The sequence below is a fragment of the Kribbella sp. NPDC049174 genome, from assembly GCF_043197365.1.
Taxonomy (GTDB): domain Bacteria; phylum Actinomycetota; class Actinomycetes; order Propionibacteriales; family Kribbellaceae; genus Kribbella.
Genome location: NZ_JBICSZ010000006.1, coordinates 58434 through 79118 on the forward strand (window position 1 = coordinate 58434; position 20685 = coordinate 79118).

Here is a 20685-nt window from a genome sequence, read left to right on the forward strand (position 1 = left end):
CCAGCTCGGTATGACCTCTCAGTCGACTACTCGATCAGGAATGCGTCAACAGGGTTAGGAGTCGAGTGCGGCGCGGGCGGCTTCGCGGGCTGCGGCAGGATCTTCGGCGGCGAGCGCTGCGCTTGCGGCGCGGCGGCACTGGTCGAGGGTCACTGTGGCCAGGCGGGCGCCGACGGCGGGCAGTGCTGCGGTTGCCGCCGACAACGAGGTGATGCCGAGGCCGACAAGGACGCAGGCCAGCAGAGGATCCGCGGCTGCCTCACCGCAGACTCCGACGGGTTTGCCGGCCGCTTCACCGGCGCGGGCCACCTGAGCGACCAGGGCGAGATGCGCGGGCTGCCAGGGATCGGTCAGGTTGGCCAGCTCGGGTGACAGCCGGTCGGCGGCCATCGTGTACTGCGTCAGGTCGTTGGTGCCGATCGACAGGAAGTCCACGTGCTCGAGCACTCGATCGGCGAGGAGCGCGACCGCAGGTACTTCGACCATCACGCCGGCGACCAGGCCGTGGCTGCGAGCCCAGTCGGCGAAGAACCGTGCGTCGGCGACAGTGGCGACCATCGGCGCCATCACCCAGGGCTGCTCACCGGTCTGCTCCGCGGCCTGCGCGATCGCGTCCAGCTGGCGGTCCAGGATCCCCGGATCCGCGAAGGCCAGGCGCAGGCCACGGACTCCGAGTGCTGGGTTCGGTTCGTCGGTCGCGCCGGTGAAGGCGAGCGGTTTGTCCGAGCCCGCGTCGAGCGTCCGTACGACGACCTTCCGGCCGGCGAAGGCACGGAGTACCTCGGAGTAGAGGTCGGCCTGCTCGGCCACGGCCGGTTCGGTCTCGCGGTTCAGGAAGGCCAGTTCGGTCCGGAAGAGGCCGACGCCTTCGGCTTGGCTGCTCGCGGCCTGCTGGGCGGATTGTCCGTCCTGAACATTCGCGAGGATGCCGACCGGATGACCGTCGGCTGTCCGGCCGGGGCCTTGCCAGGATGCCGTCGCGGCACGCTGCTCGGCAGCGTCCTGGACCGCTGCCCGCGCGATGGTCTCGTCGGGCCGGACCAGGATCTCGCCGGTGTCGCCGTTCACCAGAACCGGCGTACCTGCAGGGATCTCGGGAAGGTCGGTGACCGCGACGACGCAGGGGATGCCGAGTTGCCGGGCGATGATCGCGGTGTGGCTGGTCGGGCCGCCGAGCCGGGTCGCGAGGGCGACGGTCAGCTCGTCGAGGCCGGCCGTGTCGGCGGGGGAGAGGTCGTCGGCGAGCAGCACGGACGGTTCGGTCGGATGCGGGACGCCGGGCTCCGGCTGGCCGGTGAGTTCGGCGACGATCCGGTCGCGGATGTCGTGCAGATCGGTGACGCGTTCGGCCATCAGACCGCCGAGCTGGGTGAACAGCGCGGCGAACTGATCGGTGGCGGCGGCGCACGCGTGGACCGCGTCGGAGCCGGACTGGATCCGTTGGGCCGCGGCCGAGCTCAGCCCGCGGTCACGGGCCAGGTCCGCGGTCGCACTGAGCAGCTCCGCGGCCACGCCGGATGCGTGTCCGGCGCGCTCTGAGAGCCGTGCGGCGACGGTTGCCACGGCGGCGTCGTACCGGGTGATCTCGGCCGGCCGATCGGCCTCGGCGACGGTGGTCGGGGCCGGGATCGACGGCCGCGGCTCGGGGCGGATCACCGGGCCGTAGCCGACGCCCGGTACGACGGGAACGCCCTTCGAAAGGTGGGTCATGACGAGGTCCTCTACGTCCGGTGGATTGCCAGGACGTTACGAACAGAGGTCTTGACATGTCAATAGATCGGGCGTAAAACCAATTAAAACCACAGAAAATCCCAACGAAACACAGATCTGGAGTCGATATGTACGCGGAGGAGCGGCAGGCGGCGATCGTCGGCAAGGTCCGTGAACTGGGCCGGGTCACGGTCAGCGGGATCGCGGCCGACCTCAGCGTCACCACCGAGACCGTGCGCCGCGACCTCGCCCAGCTCGAGCGGGCCGGCCTGCTCCGCCGCGTCCACGGCGGCGCCGTCTCCACCACCGCGCTGACCGTGATCGAGCCCGGCGTCGCCGAGCGCGACGCGACCCAGGCGGACCAGAAGGACCGGATCGCGAAGGCCGCCGTCGACCTGCTGCCCGGCAGCGGCGGCAGCGTCCTGCTCGACGCCGGTACGACGACAGCCCGGATCGCGTCGCTGCTCCCGGCGGACCGCCGGCTCGTGGTGGTCACGAACGCGGTGCCGATCGCGGCCCGGCTCGGTGGTTCGGACAACGTCCGGCTGCATCTGCTCGGTGGTCGGGTCCGGGGTGAGACCCAGGCGGCGGTCGGCGATCAGACTGTCCGATCGTTGACCGACCTGCGGGTCGACCTCGCCTTCATCGGCACGAACGCGCTCACGGTCGACCACGGTCTGACCACCCCGGACCCGGACGAGGCCGCGGTGAAGCGGGCCATGGTCGCCGCCGCGCACCAGGTCGTCGTGGTCGCCGACTCCTCGAAGATCGGCCGCGAGCACCTGGTCCGCTTCGCGTCACTCGACGAGGTCGACGTCCTGATCACCGATGACGCGATCGACCCGGAGATGGTCCGCGAGCTCGAACGGCACGAGGTCGAGGTGGTGCTCGCATGATCGTCACGCTGACCGCGAACCCGAGTGTCGACCGGACGATCGAGCTCGCCGGCGAGTTGCGGCGTGGCGAGGTCCAGCGGGCGATCAGCGTCCGCAACGAGCCGGGCGGCAAGGGCGTGAACGTCGCCCGGGCCCTCACCGCCGCCGGTGCACCCGCGATCGCGGTGCTGCCCGCGGGAGCCGACGACGGCATGCTGGCCGCGCTGCGCGACCAGGCCGTCGCCTACCGGGCGGTCGACGTACCGCATCCGGTCCGGGTCAATGTCACGGTCGTCGAGCCCGACGGTACGACGACCAAGCTGAACGAGGCCGGGATGTCGCCGACCGCCGAGGTGCTCGACGCGCTGGTTGCCGCCGTACTGCGGGAAGCCGTGGACGCTCGGTGGGCGGTCCTGTCGGGCTCACTGCCGCCAGAGGTGCCATCCGATTGGTACGTCGCTCTGGTCGCAGCCCTGCGTGAGCAGGGATGTGCGGTCGCTGTCGACACCTCCGGCGAGCCGTTGCGGGCGGTCGCATCGGCCGCTGTGCAACCGGATCTGCTCAAGCCGAACGCCGAGGAACTGGCCGAGCTGACCGGGTACGACGTGGCGCGGCTAGAGGCCGATCCGTCGTTCGTCGCCGAGGCCGGCCGGGCGCTGATCGCGCGTGGGGTCGGCGCCGTGCTCGCCACGCTCGGGCGGCATGGCGCGGTCCTGGTCGACAGCTCGGGTACGGCGTTGCTCGCGAAGGCCGAGGCCGTCGTACCGATCAACACCGTCGGTGCCGGCGACGCCACCCTGGCCGGCTACTTGCTTGCCGATCTGGCCGGAGCGGGGCCGGCCGATCGGTTGCGTCAGGCGGTGGCGTTCGGCGCCGCCGCGGTCCAACTCGCCGGGTCCGCGATGCCGCGGCCCGACGATCTCCGTCCTGCGGGCGTCAGCGTTGTCGCCCTGGCTCCCCGGTCCGTCGCGTCACCGCGCGGCTGACCGGCGGCTGAGAGGAACTTCCATGTCCCAGATCATCAAGGCCGAGCTCGTCGTCCTCGACGAGAACCTCGGCAGCACCTCGCCGGACGTGATCCGCCAGCTCGCGACGCGCGTCGTGGCCGCCGGCCGCGCGACCGACGTCGAGGGTTTGTACGGCGACGCAATGGCCCGCGAGGGTCAGGCCGCGACCGGGCTGCCGGGCGGGATCGGTATCCCGCATTGCCGGTCGTCCTTCGTCACCGAGGCGACGTTGGCCTTCGCCCGGTTGGCGCCGGGGGTGGACTTCGGTGCGCCGGACGGGCCGGCGGATCTGGTCTTCCTGATCGCCGCGCCCGCGGAGGGGGATGCCGATCATCTGACCTTGCTGACGGCCCTGGCTCGGTCGCTGGTGAAGCCGGACTTCGTGGCTTCGTTGCGGGAGGCAACTTCTGCGGATGACGTGGTCGCGTTGGTGCAGTCGGCGGTTGCGCCGGCAGCTGAGCCTGCTGCGACGCCATCCGCTGCGAGCGCCCCTGCAGCGACCGCGCCAGCAGCGACCGCCCCTGCAGCGACCGCCCCTGCCGCGGCTGAGCCCGCTCCGGCTGCTCAGCGGCACGTCGTTGCCGTGACGGCCTGCCCGACCGGTATCGCGCACACCTACATGGCGGCGGACTCCCTGGTGGCCGCCGGCGACCGGGCCGGCGTGAAGGTACTGGTGGAGACGCAAGGCTCGGGCGCCTCGACACCGCTCGCCGCGGACGAGATCGAGTCGGCGGAGGCGGTCATCTTCGCGACCGACGTCGGCGTCAAGGATCGGGGCCGGTTCGCCGGCAAGCCGGTGGTCGCGTCCGGTGTGAAGCGGGCGATCAACGAGCCGGACGCGATGGTCGCGGACGCGCTGGCGGCCGCGGCCGACCCGGATGCTCCCCGGGTCGAGGGCGCCGCGTCAGGCCAGCCGCGGAAGGACGTCCGCTCCGGTGATGTGTCCTGGCCGGTGCGGCTGCGGCAGATCCTGCTCACCGGGGTGAGCTACATGATTCCGTTCGTCGCGGCCGGCGGACTGCTGATCGCGCTCGGGTTCCTGTTCGGCGGCTACAAGATCAACGCCACCGCGACCGACATCGTGGCGAACAACTCGCTGGCCAACCTGCCGTCCGGCGGCCTGAGTCAGTATCTCGGCGCAGTGCTCTTCAGTCTCGGCGCCCTCGCCTTCGGCTTCCTCGTCCCGGCGCTGTCCGGTTACATCGCGTTCGCCATCGCCGACCGGCCCGGCATCGCGCCCGGCTTCACCGTCGGCGTGGTCGCGACGACCGTTGGTGCCGGCTTCATCGGCGGCATCGTCGGTGGTCTGCTGGCCGGCTTCGCCGCACTGTGGATCAGCCGGCTGAAGATTCCTGCCTGGGGTCGCGGACTGATGCCCGTGGTGGTGATCCCGCTCGGCGCGACGCTGATCGCGGGCGGCCTGATGTTCTTGGTCCTCGGCCGGCCGCTGGCCGCGATCACCTCTGGTCTCGAGAGCTGGCTGAACGGCCTGTCCGGCTCGTCCGTGATCGTGCTCGGCATCGTCCTCGGCCTGATGATGGCCTTCGACATGGGTGGTCCGGTGAACAAGGCGGCGTACGCGTTCGCCACCGCCGGTCTGGCCGTCGACAACCCGGCCTCGCTCAAGGTGATGGCCGCGGTGATGGCGGCCGGGATGGTCCCGCCGCTGGCGATGGCGCTGGCGACCGCCGTCCGGCCGAAGCTGTTCAGCACCGCGGAGCGGGAGAACGGCAAGGCCGCATGGTTGCTCGGGGCATCGTTCATCACCGAGGGCGCGATCCCGTTCGCGGCCGCCGACCCGCTCCGGGTGATCCCGTCGATCATGTTCGGCTCGGCCTTCACCGGCGCCATCGTGATGGCGGGCGGCGTGACACTGTCCGCACCGCACGGCGGCATCTTCGTCTTCTTCGCCATCGGCCACCTCGCGTTGTTCGTGCTCGCACTGCTGGCCGGGGCGGTGGTCGCCGCGGTCGCGGTGGTGGTCGCGAAACAGGTCGGCCGCAAACCCGCCACAGCTCAAACTCGTACTGCCGTCACCGTCTGAAGGGAACTGTTCATGTCCAGCACCACCATCTCCGTCGGCTCGGCCGTCGGCCTGCACGCCCGTCCCGCTGCCGTCATCGCAGCCGCTGTCACCGAGGCCGGCGTACCGGTCACGCTCGCGACGACCGAGGGCGTACCGGTGGACGCCGGCTCGGCATTGCTGATCATGACGCTGGGCGCCAAGCGCGGCGACGACGTCACCGTGACCTGTGACGACGACGCGGTACTGCGCAAGGTCGCCGACCTGGTCGCCACCGACCTCGACGCCTGAGGTCAGCTGCTGGGGTCAGGCGCTGGTCAGATGTTTGCGGATCGCCTCGAGGTCGGCGGTGATCGAGGCCTCGCGGTCGCGGGCGCTCGCCTTGTACGACGCCAGCTCCGCGGCCGCCTCGGTCGCCTTCTCCTTCAGCCGCAAGATCTGGTCCGCCGCCTCGGCCTTGGCCTGGGCAGCCTGGGTCCGGGCTCGCCAGTAGCGGTACGCCGCGACGCCGAGGATCGCCACGCCGATGACGATCCAGAACGAGTGCAGCAGGCCCAGGCCGACGGCAACCACCAGACCGGTCGCGGCGATCGCGATCGGTCCGGTCAGAGCCCGTGCGGTGAGCGGCGGCGCCTCGGCGTTGATCTGGGCAACAGCAGCCGCCATCGACTGCGCGTCGGCGCCATCGGGAAGCACGGTGAGCCGGCGCCGGCCGAACGTGCAGACGACCTGGGTCGGCGGGAGGGCATTGGCGGTCTTGGCGAGTTCCTCGGCCTCGGTCAGTACGCCGTCCGACACCACGCGCAGCGCGGTCGCGGACAGATGCGGCTCGTCGTCGCGCCGCAGATTGGCCCGGAGCAGGTTCTCGATCGTGTCGACCGGGTCGGTGATCGCGCCGGGAGCGGCCGCGATGTCGGTGATCCGGGTGCGCAGCTCGGCGACGCGGGCCAGCGGCTCGCGTTCGGGCTCACTGCCTTCGGAGATCAGCATCCGCAGCACGGCCGAGGCGCTGTCCGGGTCTGGCTCGCCGTACGCGAGCTCACGATCGGGCTCCCGGACGGCGGCGTCGCCGGCGATCGCCTCGACGGCCGGGCGGAGCTGGCTGAGCCGAGCGCGCGCGTTCCGCGCGGTGGTGACCTCGTCGAAGGCCGGGCCGGCGAGCTTCACCGACTTCGCCCGGCTCTCGACGGTCTCAAGCCAGCTCAGGCCCTTGATGTGCTCCTGCAGCCGCTCGACGATCAGGGTCAGGCCTTCCGCACCCAGGCCGCCGCGAGCACCGGTGGACCACAGTGCGCGCTGCAACCGGGTGACCTTGCCGTCGGCCGACGTACCGAAGGCTGTCTCCAGCCAGGTCGTCTGGACCAGATCGCGGCGTCCGAGCGCGGCCAGGGCCAGACAGAGGAAGATCGACGTACGGCGCTGGTCGAGAGTCATTGCCTCGGACAACGGGCCGTCCGGCAACTCCGTCGTCTCGGTCGACAGACCGTGGATTGCCGCGACTGCCGGCTGCAACCAGTAGTCGGGGAACGCGGGCCCGGCCGGCGGCGGCTCCTTGGCCGAGGCCAGCGCGGTCAGCACCTGACCGGCATGCCGCCGTACCTCCGCCGCGGCGGCGAACCCGATCAGCTCGTACCGGATGTCGGACAGCTCGACAAAGGCATCGAACGCGTCCGTCAGCCGCTGCAGCCGCGAATCCAGGCTGCCCTGCAACTGCGAAACCCGCGACCGCAGGTTCGACGCCTCCGACAAGGCCAGCGACATCTCACTCCGAAGGTCCTCGAGCTCCTCGTTCTGCCGCCGCTCCTGATACCAGTCCGACATCCACCACTCCTGTCCACCCGACTCAGCCCGCCAAGCATCCCGCGCCACAGGGTCGTCAGCTCACCAACCAGCCGGCGATTGAGCTGGGCAGCAGGGGGCACCAGGCGATCGGGGCCTTCTGGAAGGAGAAGCAGATGAGCGTGAAGTTGAACGAGCGCGCGTTCGAGCATGCCAAGGCACTGGTGAAGGACGGCAAGTTCGTGGCCGACGAGCGGGACGACTGGAGTGAGGATCAGCCGTCGACGGATGAGGAGAACGAGTACCTGGACAAGCAGGGCTGGAAGGACTACGGGCTCTGGTATCTGGGCGTCGACGACGAGATGGGGGACGACACCAAGGGGCATTACAAGTTTCCGTACGGCGACTTCGGGAAGGTACATCGGTGTGGATTGCTGGCCGCAGAGTCGCGGGCGGCACAGCAGGGGTACGACGACATCGACCGGGCGGTCGCCCACTTGCACGGGATGATCGACCGCGGTTGAGCACGGAGGACTTGTGAGCCTTTCCCGGCATGTGGTGACTGGGGTCGGTACGGCGCAGGTTGGAGCCGAGTATGTGCGGGAGGTGGGGCGGAACTCGTTTCGGGGGCATCACGGGCGGGGCGGGGTCGAGACGGCGTACGTCGTGGAGACCGATCGGGGTGCGACCGGGTGGGGACTGCCACTCGGACCGGGGGATCCGGCGGCGCTGATCGGCAGGAACGTGGCCGAGCTGATCGATCCGGACGCGGGGGTGATCGAGCCGGGAGCGGAGTTCCTGGACTATGCGTTGCACGATCTGGCCGCGCGGATCCTCGACGTACCGGTGTACGCGATGCTCGGGGCGGCCGGGTCGGCGCAGGTGCGGTGCTACAGCGGCGGGATCTATCTCGACGACCTAGATCCGGAGGAGGCGCCGGCGGGGCTGACCGCGATCAAACAGAACCTCGCGCAGGACCACGAGCTCGGGTTCCGTGACTTCAAGCTGAAGCTCGGCCGCGGGTACCGCTGGATGCCGTACCAGGCCGGCCTCGATCGCGACATCGAGGTGACCCGGCTCGCCCGCGAGCTCTATCCCGAGGCGGAGATCCTGGTCGACCCGAACGACGGCTTCAGCGTGAACGCCCTCGTCGAGTACCTGGCCGCCGTCTCGGACTGCCGGCTGTACTGGCTTGAGGAGTCGTTCGCCGAGCGGGACGAGGACATGAAGTTCCTGCGCAGCCATCTCGGCACGCTGCCGTGGCAGCCGAAGATCGCCGACGGCGAGTTCGACCCGGACGCCGACTACATCCTGCGGCTCGCCGAGGCGGGTCTGGTCGACGTCGCGCTGATGGACGGCGTCGGCTACGGCCTGACCGCGTGGCGGCGGTTCATGCCGCGACTGCGGGCCACCGGAGCAGAGGCCTCACCGCACACCTGGGGCGCGCCGCTGAAGACCCTGTACGCCGCCCACATCGCCGCCGGCCTCGGGAATGTCCCGATCATCGAGGGCGTCCCGGGCCACGTCCTCGGCACCGACGGCGACGGCTACCACCTCACCGACGGCTACCTCACTTTCTCCGGCCGGCCAGGTTTCGGTCTGGAGCTCACCGCGGCCGGTAGTTCCAGATGAAGCTGCGGTGACAGGTCTTCGGGTCGGGGTGCGGGTTGTCGCTCATCCAGGCGACCAGCTTGCCGTTCGGGTCGATGTAGCAGGCGTTCCGCCGGGCGCGCCATTCCCCGTCGTTCTTCGGGCTGCTGTACACGAGCTTGCCGGCGGCGTCGTACCCGCGGACCGTGTACGGCAGCGGCGTCGCGTCGGTGTGCGGGCCGCGGACGCGCACGTATGGGACCGGGGCGTAGAAGAAGCCGTGCCGCTGGACCGCGTCCACCGGCTCCTGGTTGCCGATGGCAATGGTGATCCGGGTGACGTGGGCGGCGTAGGCGCCGGCGCCGATCAGGCGGTCCTCGACGGCGCGGTACAGCACCTGGTCCCGCCCGCCGGGGAGCACTTGCGTGATCTTGCCGTCGGAGTTCACCCCGCAGGCGATCCACTCGCCGAAGACGGTGTTGTCGAGGACCACCCAGGTCGTCGAGAACGCGTTGCCCGGGGCGTTCACGAACCTGAAGGCGTCGGCCACCTGGTACGGCGGCTTCGGCGGTTTGACCCGGGAGATCCGGGGCCGCCGCTCGGAACACAGCTTCGCGTAGTGGGCCTTGTCCGCCTCGTTCAGTGGCTCGACCGTGAGGGACTGGGACTTGTTGGTGCCGCTCACCGGCGGCTGGCCGTGGTCGCTGCGCAGCGTCGGCAGGCCGATCGCAAGGCCGGCGGTGATGGCGACGACGGCAGCCGCGGCCAGCAGCGGGACCAGGCGGCGTCGCGGTGTGGTCGCCGCCTCCTGCGAGACGATGGCGACGAGTTCGGCGCGCTGGCGGGCGCGGGTCTCGGGGCGGAGCTCGTACTCCGGCGGGGACATGGTCATGATGGCGTCTCCACGGGGGACAGAGGATTCAGCTCGCGCAGGTGCTTGCGGGCGCGGGAGAGCCGGGACTTCACCGTGCCGAGCGGGACGTTCAGTGCGACGGCCGCCGCCTGCTGATCGAGGCCGGCCCAGATGCAGAGTTCGACGATCTCGCGTTCCTGCTTGGGCAGGCGCCTCAGCGTGGCGCGGGCCTGCTGGATCCGCTGGTCGTCGTCGAGTCGGCCGGCGACGTCGTCGGCGTGGTCGCGAACGTGGTCGACCAGCTGCTGCGCCGCGGCGAGGGCCTTGCGGTAACGCAGCTTGGCGCGCCACTCGTTCCGGACGGTGTAGTCGGCGGTCCGCAACAGCCAGGGCAGCGCCGAGTCGCGGTCGAGGACGACCTCGGTACGACGACGCCACGCGTGCAGGAACACCGTCGAGGTGAGGTCCTCCGCATCACTCCAGGACCCGGTCCGCCGGTACAGGAAGTTGTAGATCGCCTGAGCGTGCCGGTCGTACAACTGGCCGAACGCCTCGGAGTCGCCGTCGGTGGCACGCTCCCACAGGATCCGGTCCGTGATTGTCGACATGATGAGGACATCGTGCACGGCCTGGAGGCTGCTCACGAGCTATTTCCACTGCTACTGCCGCGCATCCGCGCTCCCGTCCGCTCTGATCAAGGCTGCCTTGCACCTGTCTTGTGTCGGCTCGACGCGGAAGGTTCCCGCTGTGTTCACCGGGATCGGGGAGACTCGCCGCCATGAGACTGGGGCAGCTCGTACGGGGGCGGCGGCGGTTGGCGGCGTACTGGGGTGCGACGGTGGTTCAGGTGGTTGCCGTCGCGTGTGACGTCAAGGTGCTGAAACAGGTGAGCAAGGTCTCACTGATGCCGTTGCTGCTGGCCTGGTCGCGGACCGAGCAGGCTCCGCCCTTGCTCCAGGCCGCGTTACTGGCTTCGGCAGCCGGTGACCTGCTGCTGGAGACGGATCTGCAACTGGCTGGGATTGCTGCCTTCGCCGCGGCGCACGCGTGCTACCTGGCCGTCTTCCTGGCCGAGCCCGGGCAGCGCTCGTGGCGGGTGGTGGCGGCGTACGGCGCGCTGTGGGCCGCGCTGGTCGCGGTGCTGTCACCGGGATTGGGCGGTCAGCGAGTGCCTGTCGCCGCCTACGCGCTGTTGCTGACCGCAACCGCGATCGTGTCCCGCTGGCACAGTCCCCGGAGCGGCCTGGGCGGCACGCTCTTCCTCGTCTCCGACGCCCTGATCGCCCTGCGCCTGTCCGGCCGCGAGTTCCCGGGCCGCGGCGCGCTGGTGATGTCGACGTACGCCGTCGGCCAGTACCTCCTGGCCTCCGGCGCCGTACAGAAGAAAGAGGGCCGCCCGGTGGACGGCCCTCTCGATGGAACGGGTCAGCCCAGGTAGTCGCGCCACGGGCCGGTGATGGCGAACGTGATGCCGGGGGTCTGCAGGTTGACGAAGAGCACCTTGCCGTCGTCGGAGAACGCCGGGCCGGTGAACTCGGAGTCGTTGAGCATGTTGCGGACGATCGCGTACGTCGGTCCGCCCGGTGTCGAGCTCAGCACGTGGCTGCTGGCGTTGCCGTCCTCGGCCAGGACGAGCGAACCCCACGGGGTGACGGTGACGTTGTCCGGGCTGTCGAAGTTGTAGTCGTCGTACCGCGCCTCGGAGCCCTTGTCGGCCGCGGCGTTGTCCGGGAAGTAGGTGACCAGCTGGATGGTCCTGGCCCGGTAGTTGTAGAACCAGACCATGCCGTCGTGCGGGACGGCATCGGCCGGCAGGTCGGCGGTGCCGGCCTCGGCGTAGGAGTTGACGACGTACACGCCCTCGTCGGTGCCGAACACCCCTTCGAACTTCTTGCCGCGGGTGACCTTGTCGTCGGTGAACTGCTTGCGGCAGGAGACCGAGACCGCGTCCCGGTCGGGGACCGGGACCCAGGCGACCCGGAACGGCCGGAGCAGCTGGGCGGACGTCAGGTACGCGACGTCCGGGATCGGCTTGCCGTCGTCACCGAGGATGGCCATCGCCTCGAGGGTGCCGAAGCCGGCGTCGGCCAGCTGCCGCCAGCTGGTCGGCCCGAGCTTGTAACCGTGCGGGGCACTCCAGCGGTAGAAGAGGCCGTTCGGGCCGGACGCGTCCTCGGACAGGTAGATGTGGTTGCGGTCCTTGTCGACCGCGAGGGCCTCGTGGGCGTAGCGTCCGAGCGCCTTGAGCGGGACCGGGTGGGCGGTCTTGCCGTCACCCCAGACCTCGAAGACGTAGCCGTGGTCCTTCAGGCGGGTGGTGCCGTTCGCCTTGGACTCGGTCTCCTCGCAGGTCAGCCAGGTGCCCCACGGCGTGTGTCCGCCGGCGCAGTTGGTGAGCGTGCCGGAGATGCCGACCCACTCGCCGAGGTTCTTGCCGTCCCGGTCGACGGAGATGACGGTGCAGCCGCCGGCCGCGCCGACGCCGGCGTCGTACACGGTGCCCTCGATCGGCGGTACGCCGAGTGCGTTGGCGCTGCCGACCTCGTGGTTCTGGATCAGCAGGTACTTGTTCCGGCCGGCGTCGAAGACCGCCGTACCGTCGTGCAGGGACGGGGTCGGCTGCCCGGTCGTGAGCTTGGTCTCACCGGCCCGGGTGACGATCCGGTACTTGAAGCCCGGCGGCAGGGCGAGGATGCCGTCGGGGTCGTCCAGCAGCGGCGGGAACGGCCGGTGCGCCGGGAACGGCGAGTGCCGCGGACCGGGCGTGGCCTGGGCGAGCGACGGGACGGTGCCGACGGTGGCGAAACCGACCCCCGCGGCGCCGGCGGCAGCACCCCGGAGGACGGAACGGCGGGCAACAGACATGACGGTGCTCCTTGGTACGTTGGCGGGCGGGCGGCCCCAGGCGATCCTGCCCCCGGCCGGCTGACACCGGGGAAACAGCACCTGAACAACTGACCCCGCAACGAACCCGGCGCGCCGGGCGTCCCTAGTGGGAGGTGATCGGGATGCGAAGGTTCGGTGTGGTCGCCGTCGTCGCGGCGGCGCTCTTGGTTGCGTGTGGCAATGAGTCTGGAGCGGAAGGACAACCGACGGTGAGTAGCACACCCACTTCCGAGACGCCTGCGCCGGCGTCCGGTCCGGTCGAGCAGGCGAAGGCCGACCTGGCCAAGCGGCTGGGCGTCGAGGCGGCACAGGTGACCGTGGTCAGCTCAAGCGAGGTCACCTGGCCGGACGGCAGCCTCGGTTGCCCAGAGCCTGGGATGAACTACACCCAGGCCCTGGTCCCCGGCTCCCGCATCATCCTCGAGTCAGCCGGCAAGCAGTACCACTACCACTCCGGCGGCTCGCGTCCGCCGTTCCTGTGCACCAACCCGCAGCGCTGACTCAGGCGGAGCGGGAGTTGAGCACCGGTACGTCGGCCTCGGTCACGAAAGCTTCCCGGGGTCGCTGCACCGAAGCCAGCGAGACGATGTCGCGGCCGTAGAAGGCGGCGGCCAGCCAGACGGCGAGCACCCGGACCTTCCGGTCCCAGGTCGGGACCGCCAGCACGTGGTAGCCGCGGTGCATGAGCCACGCGAGGAAGCCCTTCACCACGATCCGCTTGTACTGGAAGATGCCCCGGCCCAACCCGAGGGTCGCGACCGCCCCGAGGGTGTGGTGGACGTAGTTCTTCGGCTGGCGCCCACGCAGTGTCTGCAGCAGGTTCTTCGCCAGCAGCTTCCCCTGCCGGACGGCGTTCTGCGCGTTCGGCACCGTGAACGCGCCCTGCACGGGCGACGCGAGGTCGGGAACCGCCGCGTCGTCCCCGGCCGCCCACGCGTCCGGCACCGGATCGGTCTCGGTGCCGACCCGCAGGTCGGCCCGGGCCTGGATCAGGCCGCGCGGGGTGACGGGAAGGTCGGTGTGGTTGCGGACCAGCCGGGTCGCGGCGTTGCCCGTCGTCCAGACGATCAGGTCAGACTCGAACGTCGTACCGTCGGACAAGACGACATGTCCGTCCGCGGCCGACTCCACGGTCGTGTCCAGGTGGACCTGCGCTCCGCGATTCTCGAGCTTCGAGATCACCCACTGCGAGGGCTTGTCGCCGACCTCCGGCAGGATGCGGTGGCTCGCCTCGACCAGGTGGAAGGCGAAGTCGCGCTGCGAGAGCTCCGGGTACGACTTGAGCAGACCGTTGGCCAGCGACAGCAGCTCGGCGAAGCCTTCGACACCGGCGAAGCCGCCGCCGACGAAGGTGACCGTCAGCAGGCGCTGCCGCTCCGGGCCGGGCGGAAGGACGGACGCCTGGTCGAAGGCCGTCAGCAGCTGGTCGCGGATCGCGACGGCTTCCTCGACGTGCTTCATGCCGATCGCGCGCTCGGCCACGCCGGGCACCGCGAACGTCTTGGTCACGGCACCGGCCGTCACCACGATGATGTCGTACGTCAGGTCGAAATCGGCGCCTTCGATCGGGTGGACCGTGACCGTCTTCCGGGCGTGCTCGATCGAGGTGACCGCGCCGGCGATGATCCTCGTCCGGCGTAGGTTCCGCCGCAGCGAGATCGCCGCGTGCCGGGCCTCGATGGAACCGGACACCACCTCGGGCAGGAACGGTTGATAGGTCATGTACGGCCGCGGATCGATCACCACGACCTCGGCTTCACCCTTGCGAAGCTTCTTCTCCAGTTTCCATGCCGCGTAGAAGCCGGCATACCCGCCGCCAACTACCAGGATCCTGCGCACTGGTCCTCCATCTCGTCTGAACTATCTACAGGTAAGACAAGACAGCAGGCCCATTTGTGACACGGCCTAACCGGTCTGCGGACGGAGCTGCCGGCGGGAGGTGATGCCGAGCTTGGCGAAGACCTTGCGCAGGTGCCACTCGACCGTGTGCTGGCTGAGGAACATCTGGGCGCCGATCTGGGCATTGGTCAGCCCGGAACCGGCGAGCTCGGCGATGTGCGCCTCCTGCGCGGTGAGCGTGTCGGTGGCCCGGCTCGCCCGCTCGTCGACGGCCTCGCCGGTTGCCGCGAGTTCGTGGCGGGCGCGATCTGCGAAGGCGTCGGCACCGGCCGCTGCGAGCAGGTCGTACGCCGTCCGCAGGTGGGTCCGGGCGTCCTGCCGCCGACCCGCTCGCCGGAGCCACTCGCCGTACAGGAGATGCGACCGGGCGAGCTCCATCCGGACCCGGGTCCGGCCGAGACGCTCGATGGCCTCCTGGTAGCCGGACTCCGCCTCCGGGCCGGTCGTCAGCAGGGCGGTCGAGCGAGCAAGCACGCCGAGGGCCCAATCCGTACCGGTGGCCTGGGTCAGCTCGGTCAGCCGGTCGAAGCCCTCGGCCGCCAGCTCGCGCTGGCCGGTCCGGACCGCCGCCTCGACAAGCTCTGGCAAGGCCCAGCTGCCGACGCCGAGATCGTTCGGATCCGCGCTCGCCGCCTGAGCCGAAGCGAGCGCCTCCGGATACCTGGCGAGGCTGTTCATCAGCACGGAGTCGGCCCAGCGGGTGAACGACAGGCCACCGCCTTCTCCCCGCGCCACGACCTCGTCCGTCGTCGTGGCGATCAACGGAGTGGCCTCGTCCACGCGACCACGCAGGACGGCCAGGCCGATCGCGCCGTACGGCGCCAGCCCGAGCCCGGTCGCCTCGGAGATGGTCCGGATCTCGCTGAGCAGTGAGGCGGCCGCCGGGAACTCGCCGGCGAACAGATGCATGGTGAGCCGGGAGTTCAGCACGAGCGGGAGCTCGGCCAGATCGCCCAGCTCACGAGCCAGTTGCACGTGCCTGGCGGTGAGGACATCCCAGTGCTCGAAGTCCCAGAGGTCGACGGCGGTCCGCGACGCGAGCCACAGCCAGCGCGAATCGCTCGGAGCTGCCTGGGCCGGATCCGCGAACGCCTCGATCGCCTTCCTGGCCAGCGGCACCGCGGCCGGGTATCCGTCGGTGAACGAGACCGCATAGGTCTCGAGCAGGAGATCGTGCTTGCGGGGTTTCTCCGGCTGCGCCGCCGCCCGGGCGGCGCGCGCCACCTCGGTCTGCGGGGAACCGGGGGCCAGCACCCCGGCGAACATCGCGGCCATGATGGCATCGAGGTAGGTGTCGCGGGCGACCTCGAGGTCGAGCGGTTCGAGCCGGCGGGCGGCCTCCAGGAGCAGTCGGGCGCCGCTCGCGCCGTGACCGGTGGCGAACGCGACCTGTGCCCGGAAGAGGTTCACCATGGCCTGGTGCAACTCGTCCGCCGTCCACTCGTCGGCGGTGACGAGCAGCTTCGACGCGGTCTCGAAAGCGCCGGCCCGGAGGGTGGCCTGGGCGGCGGCCAGGGCGCGGCCGGCCCGCGTCGCCGGGTCTGGGGTCAGCTCGGTCGCCCGTTGCAGGAAGGCGGCCGTCGCCGCGACGCCGCCGCGGCGCTGCGCCCGGTCGGCGGAGGCGATCAGTTCGGCGGCCACGTCCTCATCGGGCTCGTCGGCCGCCTGCGCGCGGTGCCAGGCGCGGCGGTCCGGATCGAGGTCCGGGTCGATCGCTTCGGCGAGGGCCTGATGCACCGCCCGGCGGTCGGCCGCGGCGGCTGACCGGTACGTCGCCGACCGGACCAGCGGATGCCGGAACCGGACGCGTGCACCGAGCTCGACCAGACCGGCTGCCTCGGCGGGCGCGGCCGCACTCACCGGGAGATCCAGGTTGCGCAGCGCGCGGAGCAGCAGCGGTACGTCGCCGACCGGGTCGGCCGCGGCGGTCAGCAGCAACCGCTGTGTCTGCGGCGGCAGCAACTGGACCCGCTGGCTGAAGTTCTGCTCGATCTGGCTCGCCAACGGGCGCGCATCCGGCCGTTCGAACCCACCGGCGAGCTCGGCCGCGGACAACCCTCGCGGGAGCTCGAGCAGCGCCAGCGGATTGCCCCGGGTCTCCGCCACGATCCGGTCCCGGATGTGTTCGTCGAGCCGCCCGGGCAGCACGGAATCCAGCAGGGCCCCGGCGTCCTCGTCCGCCAGGCCGCCGACCACCAACTCGGGGAAGCCTCGCCACTCGGGCGCGGTGACCGGATCCCGGACGCCGAACACCACCCCGATCTGGTCGGCGAACAGCCGCCGCCCGACGAACGTCAGCGCCTGTGCCGAGGCCTGATCCAGCCATTGGGCATCGTCGACGACGCACAGCAGCGGCTGCTGGTCGGCCACCTCCGCGAGCAGGCTCAGGACGGCGGCGCCGACCAGGAACCGGTCCGGCGGCCCGCCGAACTCCAGGCCGAACGCGACCCGCAGCGCGTCGCGCTGCGGCGGCGGCAGATTCCCGGCGAGATCCAGCATCGGAGCGCACAACTGGTGCAGACCGGCGAACGGGAGCTCCATCTCGGACTCGACTCCGGCCGCCCGGGCGACCCGGCATCCGTCGGCATGTCCGGCCAGGTAATCGAGCAGAACGGACTTCCCGATCCCTGCCTCACCGCGGACGATCAGGACCCGGCCCTGACGGGAGCGCACGTCGGCCACCAGCCGGTCCAGGTGTGCACATTCCGACCGCCGGCCGCGAAGCCGATCCGTCGCACCCGTCATGGCTCCACATCCTCTCATCAGAGGCTGGAGCCGGCGCGTGCTCCCGACAGCTGGGACGGGCAGGCACGACGTAAGTGCGATCAGCTTCTTCGTCAGCTCGAGGTGATGCGTCAGGCGGCCTGTTCGGCGAGACCTGCGGTGAGGCACTCCTCGAGGTCGGACAGTTCGCCGGTCCGGGAGGCTGCGACCAGGGCGCGCACGAGCCGGCTGTGCGCGTCAGGGCTGTACGGACGAGAGCGGTCGGAGGACAGCCGGTCACGGGCTCGCTTCACGAGTTGCCGTGCGTTGGGCGCGCCGATCCGCAGCGTCTCCGCGATCCGCCGATACGGGTACTCGAAGCCCTCCCGCAGTACATAGGTGGCCCGTTCGGCCGGGGACAGCCGTTCCAGCAGCATCCGGGCGGCGAGGTCGATGGCCTCGTCCCGTTCGGCCTGGGTCTGCGGGTCGGTACCGCCGGCGGTCTGCTCGGGCAGCCAGGAGGCGACGTACGTCTCGTGCCGGCGCCGGGCGCAGCGGACCAGATTGATGGACAGCCGGGTGGTCGTGGTCGCGAGGAAGGCGGCGGGGTCGATGACCGCGCTCCGGTCGGTGCGCTGCCAGCGAAGCCAGACATCCTGGACGATGTCCTCGGCCTCGGGTGCGTTGCCGACGATCCGGTAGGCGATCCCGAACAGCCGCGGCCGCACGACGACGAAGACCGATGCGGCTTGATCCAAGGTGTGCGCGCTCATGGTCCGGCTCCTCTGATCAGTCCCCGAAGTGACACCTCCCACCGTGGCCGCCGGACCGTGGTCGTCGCGCCCTGGAAGTCCGTGGTCGAGTCCGTGGTCCCCCGTGGGGGCCGGTGTCACAGGAGCCGGGGCTACGTGGTCATAGCCAGTGCCAGCACCCAGCCGCGGAGGATGAGATGAAGCCGACGATCGAGACCGAACGATTGGTGATCAGGCCCTGGCAGGACACTGACGCGTCGGACGCGTTGGTGATCTACGGCGACGAGCAGGTGACCCGGTGGCTGACGCCGGCCATGAGCTGGGTGCCGAACGTGCTGACCATGCGCGACGTCCTGCACCGCTGGAAGGCGCAGGACGTGGCGCCGGCGAGTCACTGGGCGGTCGAACTGCGCGACACCCGCCGGGTGATCGGCGGCGTGGCCGTACTCCGGCTGGAGCCCTGGGAAGACCTGGAGATCGGCTGGCAGCTCGCCCGGACCGCGTGGGGCCACGGCTACGCAGCGGAGGCAGGAGCGGCGCTGGCCGACTGGACGATGCACCACACCGACGTCGAGGAACTGTTCGCCCTGGTCGGCCCGACGAACGCCCGCGCGGCCGGTACGGCCAAGCGGATCGGGATGGAGCTGATCGGCGAGACGGAGCAGTACCACGGCCAGCACCTGAACCTCTACCGGCTCCGCCACTACGACTTGGCGTACCACGCCGACACCCCGGAGCACGCGAGTGAGACGTGACAGACAGGCGGGTTGTGACCGGGATGACAGTCACAGACCGCAGTGCTGCGCTGTCCTAACTGGTGAGACCACGTGACGAGTCGAAGGAGACCCGATGAAGACCACCGAACAGCAGATCGCCACCTCCGTCCTGGTGATCGGAACCGGTGGTGCCGGCCTGCGGGCCGCGATCGAGCTGGCCGAGCAGGGGGTCGAGGTGCTTGCCCTGGGCAAGCGTCCCCGCTCGGACGCGCACACCTCGCTGGCCGCCGGCGGGATCAACGCCGCACTGGCCACGATGGACCCCGACGACAGCTGGCAGCAGCACGCCGCCGACACCCTGCAGGAGAGCTACCTGCTGGCGAACCCGACCACGGTCCAGATCGTCACCGAGGGAGCGGCCCAGGGCATCGCCGACCTGGAGCGCTACGGGATGCCGTTCGCCCGGGAGGCGGACGGCCGGATCTCACAGCGATTCTTCGGCGCGCACACCTATCGGCGGACGGCGTTCGCGGGTGACTACACCGGTCTGGAGATCCAGCGGACGCTGATCAACCGCGCGGTTCAGCTGGGTGTGCCGATCCTGGACACGGTCTACGTGACCCGCATCCTGGTCCGGGACAACGCCGTGTTCGGCGCGTACGGTTTCGACCTGACCACTGGCCGGCGCTATGTGATCCACGCCGACGCGGTGATCCTGGCCGCGGGCGGCCATACCCGGATCTGGCGCCGTACGTCGTCCCGGCGGGACGAGAACACCGGTGACTCGTTCCGGCTGGCGGTCATGGCCGGCGGCAAGATCCGCGACCCCGAGCTGGTCCAGTTCCACCCGTCCGGCCTGATCGAACCCGAGAACGCCGCCGGGACCCTGGTCTCCGAAGCGGCCCGCGGTGAAGGCGGTCAGCTGCGGAACGCGCTGGGGGAGCGGTTCATGGCGCGGTACGACGCGGAGCGGATGGAGTTGTCGACCCGGGACCGGATCGCGCTGGCGGCGTACACGGAGATCATGGAAGGCCGCGGTACGCCGAACGGCGGGGTCTGGCTGGACGTGTCGCACCTCCCGCGGGAGACGATCATGCGCCGGCTGCCCCGGGTCTACCAGACGCTGCTCGAGCTCCAGATGCTCGACATCACCAAGCAGCCGATCGAGATCGCGCCGACGGCGCACTACTCGATGGGTGGAGTCTGGGTGCGTCCTGAGGACCACGGGACCGGTGTCGACGGGCTGTACGCGGTCGGTGAGGCGGCCAGTGGTTTGCACGGTGCGAACCGGCTGGGCGGGAACTCGCTGATCGAGTTGCTGGTGTTCGGCCGGATCGTGGCCGAGGAGGCGGCGAAGTACTCGATCGGCCGGCAGTCGCAGGAGCGATCTGTGGAAGCGGTCGCCGAGGCACGGGCCGAGGTGGACGCGCTGCTGGCGAGTGACGGCGAGGAGAACGTCCGGGCCCTGCAGCGGGCGCTGCGCGACACGATGACGAACCGGGCCGGCGTGGTCCGCGACGAGGCCGGACTGCTGGCCGGCATCGCCGAGCTGGCGGAGATCGAGGAGCGGATGACGAAGATGGGCGTCCACCCGGATATCGCCGGGTTCCAGGATCTGGCCCACGCGTTCGATCTGAAGTCCTCGGCGCTGGCCGCCCGGGCCACCCTCGACGCAGCCCTCGAACGCCGCGAGACCCGCGGCTGCCACAACCGCGCCGACTTCCCCGACCTCGACGAGTCCCTGCAGGTCAACATGGTGTGGTCCGGCCCGGGCTCGGTGGGACGTGAGTCGATCCCACCGATCCCGGAGGAGTTCCGCAAACTCATGCGCGACGACATCTCCACCGAAGGAAAGCTGGTCGAGTGACGCCTACCGGCTGGTGACCGGTAGT

General features: G+C 70.4%; 18 protein-coding genes. 10 read left to right on the forward strand and 8 right to left on the reverse strand.

Features of this window, described 5'->3' with window-relative positions:
• Positions 1-54: 54 nt before the first annotated feature.
• Positions 55-1710 (reverse strand): phosphoenolpyruvate--protein phosphotransferase, encoded by a 1656-nt coding sequence (locus ACGFIF_RS27800; RefSeq protein WP_393158449.1) that lies wholly within the window; start codon positions 1708-1710, stop codon positions 55-57.
• 128 nt (positions 1711-1838) lie between these two features.
• Here ACGFIF_RS27800 and ACGFIF_RS27805 point away from each other — a divergent pair, with 128 nt between their 5' ends.
• Genes ACGFIF_RS27805 through ACGFIF_RS27820 form a run of 4 tightly spaced genes read left to right on the forward strand, consistent with a single transcriptional unit; the run spans position 1839 to position 5906 of the window.
• Positions 1839-2606: a DeoR/GlpR family DNA-binding transcription regulator gene (locus ACGFIF_RS27805; RefSeq protein WP_393158451.1), complete on the forward strand. Its 768-nt coding sequence runs from the start codon at positions 1839-1841 to the stop codon at positions 2604-2606.
• On the forward strand, positions 2603-3571 hold the full coding sequence (locus tag ACGFIF_RS27810) for a 1-phosphofructokinase family hexose kinase (RefSeq protein WP_393158452.1): 969 nt from the start codon (positions 2603-2605) through the stop codon (positions 3569-3571). Before ACGFIF_RS27805 ends, ACGFIF_RS27810 begins: the two co-directional genes overlap by 4 nt.
• Positions 3572-3593: 22 nt before the next feature.
• Positions 3594-5636 (forward strand): fructose-specific PTS transporter subunit EIIC, encoded by a 2043-nt coding sequence (locus ACGFIF_RS27815; RefSeq protein ID WP_393158454.1) that lies wholly within the window; start codon positions 3594-3596, stop codon positions 5634-5636.
• A gap of 12 nt (positions 5637-5648) precedes the next feature.
• On the forward strand, positions 5649-5906 hold the full coding sequence (locus ACGFIF_RS27820; RefSeq protein ID WP_393158455.1) for an HPr family phosphocarrier protein: 258 nt from the start codon (positions 5649-5651) through the stop codon (positions 5904-5906).
• Positions 5907-5921: 15 nt separating this feature from the next.
• On the opposite strand, the gene ACGFIF_RS27825 is transcribed toward ACGFIF_RS27820, so the two are convergent.
• Positions 5922-7436, reverse strand: a complete 1515-nt coding sequence (locus tag ACGFIF_RS27825) for a hypothetical protein (RefSeq protein WP_393158456.1) — start codon at positions 7434-7436, stop codon at positions 5922-5924.
• A gap of 134 nt (positions 7437-7570) precedes the next feature.
• On the opposite strand from ACGFIF_RS27825, the gene ACGFIF_RS27830 reads away from it, so the two are divergent.
• Both ACGFIF_RS27830 and ACGFIF_RS27835 read left to right on the forward strand, forming a co-directional pair.
• On the forward strand, positions 7571-7918 hold the full coding sequence (locus ACGFIF_RS27830) for a hypothetical protein (RefSeq protein ID WP_393158458.1): 348 nt from the start codon (positions 7571-7573) through the stop codon (positions 7916-7918).
• Positions 7919-7931: 13 nt separating this feature from the next.
• Positions 7932-9026, forward strand: coding sequence for a mandelate racemase/muconate lactonizing enzyme family protein (locus tag ACGFIF_RS27835; RefSeq protein WP_393158459.1), 1095 nt, complete (start codon positions 7932-7934; stop codon positions 9024-9026).
• On the opposite strand, the gene ACGFIF_RS27840 is transcribed toward ACGFIF_RS27835, so the two are convergent.
• Together ACGFIF_RS27840 and ACGFIF_RS27845 are read right to left on the reverse strand one after the other, a co-directional pair.
• A complete protein-coding gene (locus ACGFIF_RS27840; RefSeq protein ID WP_393158461.1) occupies positions 9001-9876 on the reverse strand; it encodes a hypothetical protein in 876 nt (291 codons plus the stop codon). The two genes, ACGFIF_RS27835 and ACGFIF_RS27840, sit on opposite strands and share 26 nt — an antisense overlap.
• A complete protein-coding gene (locus tag ACGFIF_RS27845; RefSeq protein ID WP_393158462.1) occupies positions 9873-10481 on the reverse strand; it encodes an RNA polymerase sigma factor in 609 nt (202 codons plus the stop codon). The genes ACGFIF_RS27840 and ACGFIF_RS27845 overlap by 4 nt, the downstream gene beginning before the upstream one ends.
• Positions 10482-10615: 134 nt before the next feature.
• Between ACGFIF_RS27845 and ACGFIF_RS27850 the strand changes: the two genes are divergently transcribed.
• Positions 10616-11275, forward strand: a complete 660-nt coding sequence (locus tag ACGFIF_RS27850; RefSeq protein WP_393158463.1) for a lysoplasmalogenase family protein — start codon at positions 10616-10618, stop codon at positions 11273-11275.
• On the opposite strand, the gene ACGFIF_RS27855 is transcribed toward ACGFIF_RS27850, so the two are convergent.
• Entirely contained in the window at positions 11263-12702 is a 1440-nt protein-coding gene (locus ACGFIF_RS27855) for an alkaline phosphatase PhoX (protein ID WP_393158464.1), read from the reverse strand. The genes ACGFIF_RS27850 and ACGFIF_RS27855 overlap by 13 nt on opposite strands.
• Before the next feature lie 230 nt (positions 12703-12932).
• Between ACGFIF_RS27855 and ACGFIF_RS27860 the strand changes: the two genes are divergently transcribed.
• The gene (locus ACGFIF_RS27860; RefSeq protein ID WP_393158466.1) at positions 12933-13223 is read left to right on the forward strand and encodes a hypothetical protein; all 291 of its coding nucleotides are present in this window, start codon (positions 12933-12935) and stop codon (positions 13221-13223) included.
• A gap of 1 nt (position 13224) precedes the next feature.
• Here ACGFIF_RS27860 and ACGFIF_RS27865 read toward each other — a convergent pair whose 3' ends face one another.
• The 3 genes from ACGFIF_RS27865 to ACGFIF_RS27875 all read right to left on the reverse strand — a co-directional run bounded on the left by ACGFIF_RS27865 (position 13225) and on the right by ACGFIF_RS27875 (position 18098).
• The gene (locus ACGFIF_RS27865) at positions 13225-14562 is read right to left on the reverse strand and encodes an NAD(P)/FAD-dependent oxidoreductase (RefSeq protein ID WP_393158468.1); all 1338 of its coding nucleotides are present in this window, start codon (positions 14560-14562) and stop codon (positions 13225-13227) included.
• Between the two features lie 66 nt (positions 14563-14628).
• On the reverse strand, positions 14629-17367 hold the full coding sequence (locus ACGFIF_RS27870; RefSeq protein WP_393158469.1) for an AAA family ATPase: 2739 nt from the start codon (positions 17365-17367) through the stop codon (positions 14629-14631).
• 110 nt (positions 17368-17477) lie between these two features.
• Positions 17478-18098, reverse strand: a complete 621-nt coding sequence (locus ACGFIF_RS27875; RefSeq protein WP_393158471.1) for a sigma-70 family RNA polymerase sigma factor — start codon at positions 18096-18098, stop codon at positions 17478-17480.
• A 176-nt stretch (positions 18099-18274) separates the two neighbouring features.
• On the opposite strand from ACGFIF_RS27875, the gene ACGFIF_RS27880 reads away from it, so the two are divergent.
• A complete protein-coding gene (locus tag ACGFIF_RS27880; protein WP_393158472.1) occupies positions 18275-18832 on the forward strand; it encodes a GNAT family N-acetyltransferase in 558 nt (185 codons plus the stop codon).
• Between the two features lie 94 nt (positions 18833-18926).
• Entirely contained in the window at positions 18927-20660 is a 1734-nt protein-coding gene (locus tag ACGFIF_RS27885) for an L-aspartate oxidase (RefSeq protein ID WP_393158474.1), read from the forward strand.
• Positions 20661-20685 lie beyond the last annotated feature (25 nt).